We start from the raw sequence: 12,868 nt of genomic DNA, 5'->3' as shown, positions 1-12,868 counted from the left end.
GTATGAGCATATGATAAAAGGAGAAATCATTCGTGCGGAGCTCTAAAAGGAAGCCTTTTAGAGCTCCATTTATATAGATTGAATAAGTGGAGTTTTTTTGGCTAGTCTTGTTTAAAAAAGATGATAAAGAGGAATATACTAGTATAAATGCTTTTTGGGGGTCATAGTGAATGAACTGGTATAAGAAATTAAATCAATACTTTCCGATAGAAGAGATGAAATCAAAAGAACATATGGAATTATTATTAAAGGAAAAGGCCGACATTTATTATAAAGATGAGGGACCTCATCACGTGTTAATGTATGTTGAAACGGACGATTTTGTTTTTGTCGATTACTTATTTGTATCAAAGGAAGCAAGAGGCCAAGGGTTAGGTAAGCAATTACTCCAAGCGTTAAAAGAGAAAAATAAGCCCATTATCCTTGAAGTAGAGCCCATTGATTACGAAGATACTGATTCAAGGAAGAGGCAAAGGTTTTATAATCGAGAAGGCTTTAAGCATGCTCAGTCAATCGGATATAGACGTAGATCGTTAGCGACGAATGAAATCAATGAATTAGAAATTCTTTATTGGTCGCCGACGAATGAGTCTGAGAGAAGTATTTATGAGAAAATGAGACATACGTATGAGAATATTCATACGTACAAGGATAAGGAATTGTATGGTGAGTCTTATCAGACTGTTGAGGAAGTACTTACCTACGAAGAAATAAAGGAAAAAGTGAAGGAATAATAAAGTCATGACAAAATGATGAAAATAATTATTCTAAAATGAAAAAAATTCTCAAAAACTTTATAAACATATTTGTTTAGAAAGGAAAATCAGTTATAATAGGTTTAGAAGCTCACGCATCAGGGTAAATACTTGTGAGATAGCTATGTTGTAAAGTATGGTTTAGGATGAGGCTATTGAATGAAAGTAGCTCTTCGTAGATCTCAAATTTAAATTAGATAAGGAGAGGTCGTTTGATGGTTACATTATTGACATCACCTAGTTGTACATCATGTCGAAAAGCAAAGGCTTGGTTAGAAGAACATGATATTCCCTTCGAAGAAAGAAATATTTTCACATCACCGTTATCGGTTGAGGAAGTGAAAAATATCGTTCGAATGACTGAGGATGGAACGGATGAAATTATTTCAACGCGTTCAAAAGTGTTTCAAGAACTAAATGTCGATTTAGAAACACTGCCTCTACAAACGTTGTTTCAAATTATTAGTGACCATCCAGGTTTATTGCGTCGACCGATTATTTTTGATGAGAAGCGTCTGCAAGTTGGATATAATGATGCTGAAATCCGTCGCTTCTTACCTCGGAAGGTTCGTACATTTCAATTACAAGAGGCACAACGTCTCGTTAATTAATGTCTAAATGAAAGTAGCCTCACTTATATGTGAGTGAGCTACTTTCTTTTTGTTTGCGTAATTTATAAGCACCGATCCCGATTACCGCGATAATGATAAAGCACTGTATCATGATTGTAAAAATAGGATGACCGATGAATAAAGGCATAAGCATTGGCTCATGAGTAATCATTCTAGAGGCGGTAAAGGCTAATATACCTGCCCCTATATACGTAATGATCGGAAATCGATCAAAAGCAAGTAAAATAAGCTTACTTCCCCAAATAATAATCGGCACAGATATAATTAATCCAATCATCACTAACAGATGGTCTCCATGAGCTGCACCTGCAACAGCAATGACGTTATCAAAGCCCATAACTAGATCTGCAATAATAATGGCACGAATAGCCTCAAAGAGACTTGCGCCACCTTCAATCTTATGATCTCGTGCTTGCTCTGTGAGTAGGCTATAAGCGATATAGATGAGTAAAGCGCCACCGATTGCAAGTAAAAAAGGCACCTCTAATAATTGAACAGCAACAACGGTTAATGACATTCTTGTTAATAAGGCAAATAAGATGCCTAATATAATGGCTCGATTACGTATGGACGGTGGTAAATGTCGGCACGCTAAAGCGACTACTATTGCATTATCCCCACCGAGAATAATATCAATACCAATAATGGTTAATAACGAAATAAGAAATTCACTATCCATATATCCTTCACCCTTTTAGCAATTCATAAATTTTATTATCGTTACATATACGTTTGAAGAGTTTATTTTTTAAAAGCTTGTCTTTTCTAAATGTATGGCTCGATATTTAATTTTATGTCTGTTAAACTAAGAGAAAGGATTTATCATAATATGGACAATCACCATCTATCGTAAAAATAGGTGATAGGATTTCCATTTTTGCTCGATTTATCATAGAATAGAGTTAGAAGGGGTTCGATATTTAATCCTTTGAACCTTTTCAAATCCTTGATATGATAGAGAAACGAGCATACTCTATTGATAAGGAACAACTCGACTTTAGGGGGGAGAGCGAATTATGGATATTGAACGCGTGAATGAAACGACGATTAAGTTTTTTATTACGTATAATGATATTGAGGCTCGAGGCTTTGATCGAGATGAGATCTGGTACAATCGTGAGCGTGGAGAAGAGCTCTTCTTTGAAATGATGAACGAAGCAAGTGATCGCGATGAATTTGAACTAGATGGTCCGTTATGGATCCAGGTTCATGCTTTAGATAAAGGGCTAGAAATCGTTGTAACACGAGGTCAAGTGACTGATGGAAATGTGAAGCTTGAAATTCCTGTTTCACAAGACAAGGATTCAGATGAGCAAACCGTTCTTGATTTACTCGCAGAGGAAGAGCAGCAGGAGGATGGACTAGAGCAATTAGAGATTGTCATTGGGTTCCTTGATTTTGAAGATGTGATTGCTTTAAGCCACGGTGTGATCGTTGAAGATTTAAACACCGAGCTTCATTATTTTGAGGGGACTTATTACGTGTATGTACTCTTTAATGATGAACGTTACAACGAAGATCAACAGGATGATATTTTAAGTCAAATGCTAGAGTATGGTTATGAATCTGACGTCTCTATTTACCGTATTAAAGAATACGGCAAAGAGATTGCAGCACCAGATGCTTTATTAACGATGCGTACATCATTTGACAAGTAAGGTTCACATGTCCCAAAGGTTTGCTAAGACCTTTTGGGGCTTTTTTTAAAGAATCAAAATATATAAATATATTTTGTATTAAAAGGGAAATATGGAAAAAATAAAAGTCTAATCAATGTGGTGTAGGACGGTTCAGAGAAAGGCATCGGCGTCAATCGTTGCATGCTTTTCTAGAAAGAAGGTCAATTCAGAAAAGTTCAACCATTTATAATGGCTCAGCACGACGCAATTAATTTTAGGAGAGTATGATGAAAACTCGATTAAATGTATTTATTTTTTTTATCATTATTATATCAGCTTTATATATAACTAGGTCGTACTGGGAAGGCTGGATTGTTGGTGTTATTAGTGTTGCTTTTACATTATCTGTTATTTTCATTGCAGTGGTGATCTTCTTTGAAAATCGTCATCCGACAAAGACGCTGACGTGGCTCCTCGTCTTAGCAGCCTTTCCGATTTTTGGTTTCTTCTTCTATTTAATATTTGGTCAAAATCATCGCAAGAATCGAACATTCTTTAAAAAGGCTGTAAAAGATGAGGAAGTATTTCAAACGATTGAGGGAGAACGGACATTAAATGAAGAACAGATGAACAAAATGGGGGAGCACCAGCAGCTTTTGTTTCAATTAGCTCACAAACTTGGAAAAAACCCAGTTTCATTTGCGAGTGAAACAAAGGTACTGACTGATGGTAAGGAAACCTTTACTCATATTTTGCAATCGTTAAAGCTTGCGGAGCATCATATTCATTTAGAATATTATATCGTTAGACACGATAAAATTGGTCAAGAGATTAAAGAAATTCTAATTGAAAAGGCAAAGGAAGGAGTAGAGGTTCGTTTTCTTTATGATGCCGTTGGAAGTTGGGCACTTTCACGTGTCTATATTGAAGAATTGCGTGCTGGTGGTGTTGAAGTTGAGGCATTTTCACCAGTTCGACTTCCTGTATTAAACCATAAGATTAATTATCGTAATCACCGGAAAATTATTGTCATTGATGGGGTAATTGGTTTTGTTGGTGGTTTAAATATAGGTGATGAATATTTAGGGAGACACTCATATTTTGGCTTGTGGAGAGATACACACCTTTATGTCAAAGGGGAATCAGTTAGAACGTTGCAGCTTATTTTCCTTCAAGATTGGTATTATGTCACGAATCAAGCGATTGTGAATCCTACTTATTTACCTCCTATTTCACCTTATCAAAAAGGTGATGGTGGTGTGCAAATGATCGCAAGTGGACCAGATTCGAGATGGGAGATTAATAAAAAACTCTTTTTCTCAATGATTACGTCAGCGAAGAAGTCCATTTGGATCGCGAGTCCTTATTTTATACCAGATGATGATATTTTAAGTGCGGTTAAAATTGCTGCTTTAAGTGGAATTGATGTTAGAATTCTCGTTCCAAACCGTCCAGATAAGCGAATCGTTTTCCATGCTTCACGCTCATATTTTCCTGAGTTACTTGAAGCTGGAGTTGATATTTATGAGTACAAACGAGGCTTTTTACATAGCAAGGTTCTCATCGTTGATCATGAAATTGCCTCGATTGGTACGTCTAACATGGATATGAGAAGTTTCCATTTAAATTTTGAAGTGAATGCCTTTTTATACCGAACAAAAAGTGTGAATAAGTTAGTGAGCGATTTTATTTATGATTTTGAGCATTCTACAAGGTTAGATCAACAATCATTTAAGCAACGTTCCATTTTTTATAAAATAATTGAATCTACATCTAGATTGCTCTCGCCGTTGTTGTAGTGATAAGATTTAATAAATGAGAAGGAGAATTTAAACAAACTATACAGCAATGCAATTAAACTGCTCCTAAAATATATTTCGCTTTCCGAGGGAAGCAGGTAAGCTTCCCCAACTTTCTTTCTTTAAATTTGAAAATAGGGAATGATTTTTGTGAAAAAAGAAGGAGAAGAAAGAAGGCACGTCGAAATAGTTCCTTTATACTAGAATGGAGGTGGGAAATGTTTACTGCTTCATTATCAAATGGAACGATCATCTCGCTTGTCGATGATTGGCCACTACAAGAATTGAAAGACCTTCGTAAAAAAGATCAGTTTTATTGCCCCGTTTGTGAAAAACCTGTCGTCCTAAAGATAGGACGAAAAAACCACTCTCATTTTGCCCATCACTCTAAGCAAGGCTGTTCCTATTTACCAGAACATGAAACAAACTATCATTTAACAGGGAAAAGAGATTTGTATGATTGGTTAAAAAATCAAAATGTTCCGGTTAAAATGGAATATTATCTCCCTATCATTAAGCAACGGCCAGATTTAGTATTTCGCCTACAAAACAAACTGTATGCTTTAGAGTATCAATGCTCAACGATTCCGCTTGACCTTATTGAGAAGCGAACAGAAGGGTACTTACAGCAAGGGATTATACCAGTCTGGATACTTGGGGGAAACCGATTGAAAAGGAGGGGACAGCATCAATTTACGTTACAAGCATATGAGTGGTTTGCTTCTATCGAGCAACAGACATCCGAGCGAATGATTGTATATTATTGTCCTGAAACAAAAGCGATTAGTCATTTGCACCATATTACTCCATACTCTACAACGAAAGTATTAGCTTCCTATAATGAGGTACCTCTAATTGATACTAAAATTGAAACGGTACTATACCCTCTTTTAAAACCATCCCAATTGTTACAACAATGGTTAACAATTAAGAAGCATTGGCGCTACCAAATTCCGCACCCTTATCCTCACCTAATCGAACGGTATTTCCGTCAACTCGTCTATAAGCATCGTTTATCCCCAAGTCTATTTCCAATTGAAGCTGGATGGCCAACATCATATTGTGAACTCCTTGAAACACCGACCTACATTTGGCAAACTTTCCTCCTACTAGAGTGCTTTCAATATCAACCATTAAACCAACCCTTTAACAAGAACATCGTCGTTCAATGTATGCAAGGGCTTATTCGAAATCGACTTTTTTCACAACGCAACCTTTTAGATACTAAATCGTGGACTTTAAGCATAGATGGTTATCTAGATTGGTTAGTTAAGGTTCGTTATTTACAAAGGCTTGATACTACAAATGATCAGTATATACGCTTACGCGAAGCAATTCATCCTAAAAACTCATCACAAGCCATTCAATTAGATCATAAGTGTATGTTTCGCGTTATCGAAAAAAATCCATTATACTTAAATTCTAAAATGAAAGAGGAATTAAACTAAGAAAGTCGAATAGGATGAAGGGAATCTAAATGGAGGTGCTGTGAAATGAGTCAAGCCGTTAAGAAGCGTGAAGAGATCCCGGTTGAACAAACGTGGGACTTAGAAGCAATTTATTCATCAAGTGAAGAATGGGAAGCATCCTTTCAATCAATTAAGTCAAAACTTCCAGAGTTGCAAAAAGGAAAAGGGACTTTGGGAAATTCACCGACTTCATTATTAGCTGTTCTTCAGAAGAGCAATGAGATAACCGAAGAGCTCGGAAAATTATATACGTATGCTCATATGCGTTATGATCAGGATACGACAAACTCAACTTACCAAGGGTTAAATGATCGAGCGATGGCCTTAGCTGCAGAGGTGTCACAAACGTCTTCTTATATCGTTCCTGAGTTATTATCTCTTGAGGAAGAAACCATTCATGCATTTTTAAAGCAAGAAGAAGGTTTACAATTATATAAGCAAATGTTTGCAGAATTGAACGAAGAGAGAGAGCATGTTTTATCTGAATCGGAGGAATCCATTTTAGCACAAGCTAGTGAGGCGATTAATAGCTCAAGTCAAACATTTGGCATGCTCAATAACGCTGATATGAAATTTCCGAAAATTACAGATGACAATGGAAATAAGGTAGAGGTCACTCATGGTCGTTATTTAACGTTTTTAGAAAGCCATAATCGTCGTGTGCGTGAAGAAGCGTTTAAGGCGGTTTATGATACGTATGGTAAATTTAAGAATACGTTTGCTTCGACATTATCTGGTCAAGTGAAAAGGAATCGCTTCTATGCAAAGGTTCGTAAGTATGATTCCGCTCGTCAAGCGGCACTAAGTAAAAATCATATTCCAGAAGTGGTTTATGACCAGTTAGTAGAGTCCGTTAATAAAAGGTTAGATTTACTGCATCGCTATGTACGACTTCGGAAAAAGGTGTTAGGTGTTGAGGAGCTACATATGTATGATTTATATACGCCACTCGTTTCGGATGTTGAGATGAAAATTTCATATGAAGAAGCAAAAGAGCTCGTTGCTAAAGGGGTTGAGCCACTTGGTGAAGAGTATGTAGCGATTTTAAAGGAAGGCTTTGAAAAGCGTTGGGTTGATGTAGAAGAAAATATAGGTAAGAGAAGTGGAGCCTATTCATCTGGTGCATACGGAACGATGCCATACATTTTAATGAATTGGCAGGATAACGTGAATAATTTGTTCACTCTTGCTCATGAATTTGGTCATAGTATGCATAGCTACTACACTCGAGAAAATCAACCATATGTATACGGGGATTATACAATCTTTGTCGCAGAAGTGGCCTCAACTGTCAATGAGGCTTTGTTGAATGATTATTTAGTAAAAGAGACGGATGATCGAAAGAAAAAGTTATATTTATTAAATCATTTTCTTGAAGGCTTTAGAGGAACCGTTTTCCGTCAGACGATGTTCGCTGAATTTGAGCAGCTTATTCATGAAAAGTCTGCTCAAGGAGAAGCACTAACACCTGAGCTTTTGTCTGATTTGTACTATAGATTAAATAAGAAATATTTCGGTGAAGAGCTTACCATCGACAAAGAAATTGCTCTTGAGTGGGCGCGTATTCCACACTTTTATTATAATTTCTATGTGTATCAGTACGCAACAGGCTATAGTGCAGCAGCAGCGTTGTCAAAGCAAATTTTAGAGGAAGGCGAACCAGCTGTTAAGAGGTATATTGAATTTTTGAAGGCGGGTAGCTCCGATTATCCGATAGAAGTTTTGAAGAATGCAGGAGTCGATATGACTTCTTCTCAGCCGATCGATCAAGCACTTGATGTGTTTGAGGAAACTTTAACGGAAATGGAGCAGTTATTATCAGAAGTTTAGATTTGTTACGTGATGGAATAAGACAGCGATCATCAGGATTGCTGTCTTATTTATAAAGTCAGAAGTTATGTCAAACGGAATGGCTAGTCGCTAAAAAGAAGCGTTAAAAGCCTTTAAAGCGCTTTTGGCTAGATAATGGTGAAAGAGTTAACACAATAGATATAAAAAGAAGTGGGGCTGAAATCCATATCGGAAATACCTTCATTATCGAAAGTAATAAGAAATAGAAACTGATTATAATAAATGGAATTCCTATAAGTAATTTTAAACGAATCAACGCAAGTCATCCTCCTCATAAGAGTCCTCATAAATACGATATGCTAAATAGTGTAAGATAGAAGTCAAGAAGAGTTATGAATGAGTATTCATTTAAGCTAAAAGGGCACTGAAAAAGCTAAAAACGAGAAGCCACTGAAAAAGTCCTTTCTAGTTACTCAAAGGAGAGTAATGGCTCCGCTCGTTGCACGCCTTGCTATGAAAAATTCAATCATAGCAAGGCTTTCAAAATCGGGCAACGGCTACGCACATTACTTAAAGGGCACTGGAAAAGTGAAAATCGCACTTTTTCAGTGCCCTTCCAAAAGCAGGCGATGATTATGGCATGTATGAAAAAATGAATTAGTTTAACGTTCGCCAAAACATTCCATATTTAACGGGGACCGATTCTACTTTTTGCTGAAGCATTAATGTCTTGAGTTTCTTTTCAGCTTCTTGCTCAGTAAGGTTAAAGACAACCGCGACTTCAATGGTCGAAACAAATCCATATAGTTGTAAAAATTCCTCCAACGAAATCATCGAGTTAGCCTCTGGTTTAAAACCAAGTAAATCTTCAAGAATACCTTCATATACATGATATGGATACTTACCTGTGATTTTAATCCCATCTTCTTCATTATCTACATTAAAAAAGACGAAGGTCGGCACAAAGTCTACACCCATTTCATGAGTTGTGTGAATGTCATTTTGTAGAGCGTCTAATGCATTCTTAGATGTAAGGTCCTGTTTAAATTCAATTAAGTCCAATTTAGCTTGCTCTGCACATTTTAGAAGAACTTGTTGATTTGTAATATCCTGCTTCTCGAGAAAGAGAGCTTCTCTCATTTTTCTTAAGAAACGTTTTCCTGCATGAGGACCTTGAAGCTCAGCGGCTTTAATGGCAACTGAGGCTAAATAAGGAGAATTAAGATCATGTTCAAGCCAAAAGTCTCCATCACAGGACATACCAGATTTTGATGCAATATCCTCCCAAATTCTGGCGATTTCTTGTTTGGTTTTTGTCAATCCTTTTTCGGTTTTTGTGCAAGCATTCCAAGCTTCAAGCCGTCCGGCTACGAGGATTCTAATTCGAAAATAGCGACTATATTGAATCTGTAGTTTCTTTAAAATAGGTTCGAATGCCCAGCAGTCTGCACATAACGGATCAATAAATGTATAAATTTCTATTGGTTTATGTTGTTTAACGTGATGCTTCTCAGTAGGATCTAGACCACATATTCCCAGTAGCTGATCACAAGTTGTTGTTGTATCTTTACGGTTCAATGGTCATTCTCCTTTCTTAAGGGTGGTTCACCATGTGATGAGCGGTCATCGTTAGCCTCTCTAGTATATATTCACGAATATCTCCGGAAAGATTAACTTCATCCATCGCGTGTTTCATACAGGATAGCCAATTTTCTGCTTGTTGCGGCGTGATAACAAATGGCATGTGACGAGCTCTTAACATAGGATGACCATGTTCTTCTGTATATAACATGGGTCCACCGAGAAACTGTGTAAGAAATTGTTTTTGTTTACGAGCTGTTTCCGATAAATCAGCTGGAAACAACGGTGCTAGCTCTTCATGTTTTGAGACATGGGAATAAAAGACATCCACAAGCTCGTGTAATTTTTGTTCTCCTATATAATCATACGGAGTTTGTGTCATATACATTCTCCTTCTAATTGAGCTAGAGATAAGTATATATGTAAAGTGGACTAAGTTCCAATAATATGTTTGGTCAATAAGCTTTTACACTGATGAAAGAAGTTTATTTTGTTCTTATTTTAGCAAGCTTAACTCAGTTCATCAAATGAGATGATTGAATGAATAGATTATGGATACTCCTCAAAAAAACAGGAGACTGTTTAAATTAACAATCTCCTGTTTTTATTGCATTATTAGAATTTAATTTGTGGAGAAGAAGCCTAATCAATTAAGGAAAGACCGCTACCGCAGTTTTTCTTATAATCTTGCATATGTGTTAAACACACGTGGTACATAGCTTTGGGTTTCTTTGAAAGGTGGGATTCCACCATATTTGTCAACATTACCAGGCCCAGCATTATAAGCGGCTAGAGCTAGTTGAACATTTCCATTGTAACGATCGAGCATTTGTCTTAAATATTTCGCCCCGCCTTCGACGTTTTCGGTAGGATCAAACATATTTTGTACTCCAAGCATCTTTGCAGTTGCTGGCATAAGTTGCATGAGCCCCGATGCACCAGCATGACTGACTGCGTTAGGGTTGAAGTTCGATTCATGCTTAATGACAGCATGAATGAGATTCGGATCTAGTTGATACTTTTCGGCAGCTTGATTAATGATTGCATGAATATCGCCCTCAGCTTGTTTTGTACTTGTATTCGAAATTTGCTCAACAACAGAAGGTGACTGTATGTCTCGTATATTTCTTGTTACGTTTAGCGAAGGATCGAGAAATAAGCCTGCTGGTTGATTGGGCAATGTAGTTGAATCCAATTGTAATCGTTCCATTTGTTCTTGTAAAAAGGTCGAAAAGAATGATTGCATAATATTAGGTTTCGAATAAGCTGTAGAGTGTGACGTAGACGTCGGTTGTAATGGTAAGAATGAAGCTATATTCATAATACACCTCTATTTATGTATAAGTCTTTTTCTAATCATATCAAATAAATGTAAAATCGACAATGTGATTATGAACGTTCTATTATTTCCTTCTGTTTGAAAAATCTCCTTACTTTGTTTTCTGTTGGCACTTGATCAATGCCACATTGATTAAGTAAATCTGTTAAGGTTGCTATTGCATGTTCTTCACTATTTCCTTCAAATTCAATTTCGTAATCAATCTGATCAAAGTAGCTGCTTTTATCTAAACAGAGTAAGCCATTATTAAACGGCCATTCGATACGTTCTGTAGTTAGGGTACCGACATACTTAAGTTCGTCAAGTGGAATATGTAAAGAAAGAAGCTGTGTTTCTACCTCCCCTTTTGGTACGCGATGATGATTTTTTAGCTCGTTCCATTCCTGCTCGGTCAATCTTTGATGTGTTTCTAGTTTTCCTATTTTATGAGGTTGTTTTAACGTAAATGTGTAGCTGTTTTCTTTTTCTCGAACACGTAAACCAGCCCCTTTGTTTTTAAGAGAAAAGGAAGGGGTTTCTATATAATGATTGTGTTGACAGATTGCCTGTTCTTCTTCTAAATTTAAATATTGGATCAATTCGTAATAAGCGGAGTAGGTAATTACTGATTTTACTTCAATTTCGATTTCTTGACTCATTTGGACACATCCTAACTCTATATAATGAAAGTGAAACATACATATATTATCTCATAATTAAAATGAGAGCATCAAATAGACAATTCATACCGAATAAAATCTGATTATGGTACACTACTTATGTAAAGAGTTTAACGTAAATGATGAACGTGTGTGGAGGGTACATAATGAAGAAAATATATGTTACGAAGCTTGAGGTTGCAGAGACAACTGTAGCGACAATAGATGAACCATTAGACGTAAGTGTAGCACAGGAATTAAAGCCTGGCGAGAGAATGCTTGTTGACTCAGATCAACTGGAGCTTATTTATATACTAGAAAATGAGGAAGGCTTCTTTTATGTCTCATTTTCTGAGCCTATATGGGAATCATTAAAGCTTATGAAAGAGCAATCAAAACGTTGTATCGTTCAGTTGAATGATCAAGTTGAGTTAGAGCTTAATAACCTCTTTGAAGAATTAGATTATTTGTTATCTAATATTGATGGAAACGGAAATTATGGCGAGGAATTAGAAGATGCTGTTAAACAAGTCTTTTATTAGTAGAGCCTAACGTGTAATTAAAATCTTTTCTAATCATCTAGAAGAGGTAAATGGATGGTGATAGGATGAGTAATTGGACGATCTTCTTAACTCCATATAAGCAGGCTGTTGAGGAGTTGAAAGTTAAATTAAGAGGAATTCGCCAACAATATCAACAAACATCAAAGCATACGCCGATTGAATTCGTTACTGGACGTGTGAAGCCAGTGATGAGTATTATAGATAAAGCTGAAAGAAAAAGTATTCCACTGGATCGTCTTGAAGAAGAGATGCAAGATTTAGCTGGTTTAAGAATTGTGACTCAATTTGTAGAGGACATTGACAAAGTATTATCTTTAATCAGAAATCGAAAGGATTTTGAAATCGTTGAAGAAAGAGATTACATAAATCACAAAAAGCCTAGTGGATATCGCTCTTATCATTTAGTTATACGCTATCCGGTTCAAACGATTGATGGTGAGAAGAAGGTCCTTGTAGAATTACAAATACGCACGCTAGCAATGAATTTTTGGGCGACGATAGAACATTCACTTAATTATAAATACAGTGGTGAAATTCCTCATGATATTAAGATGAGACTAAAGCGAGCGGCTGAAGCTGCTTTCCAACTCGATGAGGAAGTGTCTATTATTCGAGATGAAGTGAGAGACGCTCAAGAAATTATTACGGCAAAACAAGAGCAAAGCGGAAAAATGTAGCCAAT

At 36.5% G+C, this 12,868-nt stretch carries 13 protein-coding genes; 8 read left to right on the top strand and 5 right to left on the bottom strand.

Annotation, left to right across the window (positions count from 1 at the left end; genetic code table 11):
* Nucleotides 1–170 precede the first annotated feature (170 nt).
* Nucleotides 171–734: a GNAT family N-acetyltransferase gene (locus MW695_RS14835; RefSeq protein WP_247106110.1), complete on the top strand. Its 564-nt coding sequence runs from the start codon at nucleotides 171–173 to the stop codon at nucleotides 732–734.
* A gap of 236 nt (nucleotides 735–970) precedes the next feature.
* Nucleotides 971–1,366 carry a transcriptional regulator SpxA gene (gene spxA, locus MW695_RS14830; RefSeq protein ID WP_035344599.1) on the top strand — a complete coding sequence of 132 codons (396 nt, stop codon included), beginning with the start codon at nucleotides 971–973 and terminating at the stop codon, nucleotides 1,364–1,366.
* 19 nt (nucleotides 1,367–1,385) lie between these two features.
* On the opposite strand, the gene MW695_RS14825 is transcribed toward spxA, so the two are convergent.
* A complete protein-coding gene (locus tag MW695_RS14825; RefSeq protein WP_247106109.1) occupies nucleotides 1,386–2,066 on the bottom strand; it encodes a TerC family protein in 681 nt (226 codons plus the stop codon).
* 337 nt (nucleotides 2,067–2,403) lie between these two features.
* On the opposite strand from MW695_RS14825, the gene mecA reads away from it, so the two are divergent.
* The 4 genes from mecA to pepF all read left to right on the top strand — a co-directional run bounded on the left by mecA (nucleotide 2,404) and on the right by pepF (nucleotide 8,104).
* A complete protein-coding gene (mecA, locus tag MW695_RS14820; protein WP_247106108.1) occupies nucleotides 2,404–3,045 on the top strand; it encodes an adaptor protein MecA in 642 nt (213 codons plus the stop codon).
* Between the two features lie 248 nt (nucleotides 3,046–3,293).
* The gene (cls, locus tag MW695_RS14815; protein ID WP_247106107.1) at nucleotides 3,294–4,805 is read left to right on the top strand and encodes a cardiolipin synthase; all 1,512 of its coding nucleotides are present in this window, start codon (nucleotides 3,294–3,296) and stop codon (nucleotides 4,803–4,805) included.
* A 218-nt stretch (nucleotides 4,806–5,023) separates the two neighbouring features.
* Nucleotides 5,024–6,253 (top strand): competence protein CoiA, encoded by a 1,230-nt coding sequence (locus MW695_RS14810; RefSeq protein ID WP_247106106.1) that lies wholly within the window; start codon nucleotides 5,024–5,026, stop codon nucleotides 6,251–6,253.
* Between the two features lie 45 nt (nucleotides 6,254–6,298).
* Complete coding sequence (pepF, locus tag MW695_RS14805; protein WP_247106105.1) at nucleotides 6,299–8,104, top strand: oligoendopeptidase F; 1,806 nt, start codon at nucleotides 6,299–6,301, stop codon at nucleotides 8,102–8,104.
* A gap of 618 nt (nucleotides 8,105–8,722) precedes the next feature.
* Here pepF and MW695_RS14800 read toward each other — a convergent pair.
* The 4 genes from MW695_RS14800 to MW695_RS14785 form a co-directional block, all read right to left on the bottom strand.
* On the bottom strand, nucleotides 8,723–9,643 hold the full coding sequence (locus MW695_RS14800) for a ClpXP adapter SpxH family protein (RefSeq protein ID WP_247106104.1): 921 nt from the start codon (nucleotides 9,641–9,643) through the stop codon (nucleotides 8,723–8,725).
* Between the two features lie 16 nt (nucleotides 9,644–9,659).
* Nucleotides 9,660–10,034 (bottom strand): globin domain-containing protein, encoded by a 375-nt coding sequence (locus tag MW695_RS14795; protein ID WP_483299861.1) that lies wholly within the window; start codon nucleotides 10,032–10,034, stop codon nucleotides 9,660–9,662.
* A gap of 291 nt (nucleotides 10,035–10,325) precedes the next feature.
* A complete protein-coding gene (locus MW695_RS14790) occupies nucleotides 10,326–10,967 on the bottom strand; it encodes a lytic transglycosylase domain-containing protein (RefSeq protein WP_274169708.1) in 642 nt (213 codons plus the stop codon).
* 68 nt (nucleotides 10,968–11,035) lie between these two features.
* The gene (locus tag MW695_RS14785; protein ID WP_247106102.1) at nucleotides 11,036–11,623 is read right to left on the bottom strand and encodes a CYTH domain-containing protein; all 588 of its coding nucleotides are present in this window, start codon (nucleotides 11,621–11,623) and stop codon (nucleotides 11,036–11,038) included.
* A 167-nt stretch (nucleotides 11,624–11,790) separates the two neighbouring features.
* Between MW695_RS14785 and MW695_RS14780 the strand changes: the two genes are divergently transcribed.
* Nucleotides 11,791–12,165 carry a UPF0738 family protein gene (locus tag MW695_RS14780; protein WP_247106101.1) on the top strand — a complete coding sequence of 125 codons (375 nt, stop codon included), beginning with the start codon at nucleotides 11,791–11,793 and terminating at the stop codon, nucleotides 12,163–12,165.
* 65 nt (nucleotides 12,166–12,230) lie between these two features.
* Nucleotides 12,231–12,863 carry a GTP diphosphokinase gene (gene yjbM, locus MW695_RS14775; protein ID WP_247106100.1) on the top strand — a complete coding sequence of 211 codons (633 nt, stop codon included), beginning with the start codon at nucleotides 12,231–12,233 and terminating at the stop codon, nucleotides 12,861–12,863.
* Nucleotides 12,864–12,868: the final 5 nt, after the last annotated feature.

Origin of the sequence: Halalkalibacter sp. APA_J-10(15) (assembly GCF_023017105.1) — a bacterium.
Taxonomy (GTDB): domain Bacteria; phylum Bacillota; class Bacilli; order Bacillales; family Bacillaceae_D; genus Halalkalibacter.
This window is presented reverse-complemented; position numbering and strand designations above follow the sequence as displayed.

What these genes read in the sequence shown, in the direction of transcription:
- MW695_RS14790 (WP_274169708.1), bottom strand. Translation starts at nt 10,967, where the DNA reads ATGAATATAGCTTCATTCTTACCATTACAACCGACGTCTACGTCACAC.
- yjbM (WP_247106100.1), top strand. Translation starts at nt 12,231, where the DNA reads ATGAGTAATTGGACGATCTTCTTAACTCCATATAAGCAGGCTGTTGAG.
- MW695_RS14810 (WP_247106106.1), top strand. Translation starts at nt 5,024, where the DNA reads ATGTTTACTGCTTCATTATCAAATGGAACGATCATCTCGCTTGTCGAT.
- spxA (WP_035344599.1), top strand. Translation starts at nt 971, where the DNA reads ATGGTTACATTATTGACATCACCTAGTTGTACATCATGTCGAAAAGCA.
- MW695_RS14795 (WP_483299861.1), bottom strand. Translation starts at nt 10,034, where the DNA reads ATGTATATGACACAAACTCCGTATGATTATATAGGAGAACAAAAATTA.
- MW695_RS14825 (WP_247106109.1), bottom strand. Translation starts at nt 2,066, where the DNA reads ATGGATAGTGAATTTCTTATTTCGTTATTAACCATTATTGGTATTGAT.
- cls (WP_247106107.1), top strand. Translation starts at nt 3,294, where the DNA reads ATGAAAACTCGATTAAATGTATTTATTTTTTTTATCATTATTATATCA.
- pepF (WP_247106105.1), top strand. Translation starts at nt 6,299, where the DNA reads ATGAGTCAAGCCGTTAAGAAGCGTGAAGAGATCCCGGTTGAACAAACG.
- MW695_RS14785 (WP_247106102.1), bottom strand. Translation starts at nt 11,623, where the DNA reads ATGAGTCAAGAAATCGAAATTGAAGTAAAATCAGTAATTACCTACTCC.
- MW695_RS14780 (WP_247106101.1), top strand. Translation starts at nt 11,791, where the DNA reads ATGAAGAAAATATATGTTACGAAGCTTGAGGTTGCAGAGACAACTGTA.
- MW695_RS14835 (WP_247106110.1), top strand. Translation starts at nt 171, where the DNA reads ATGAACTGGTATAAGAAATTAAATCAATACTTTCCGATAGAAGAGATG.
- mecA (WP_247106108.1), top strand. Translation starts at nt 2,404, where the DNA reads ATGGATATTGAACGCGTGAATGAAACGACGATTAAGTTTTTTATTACG.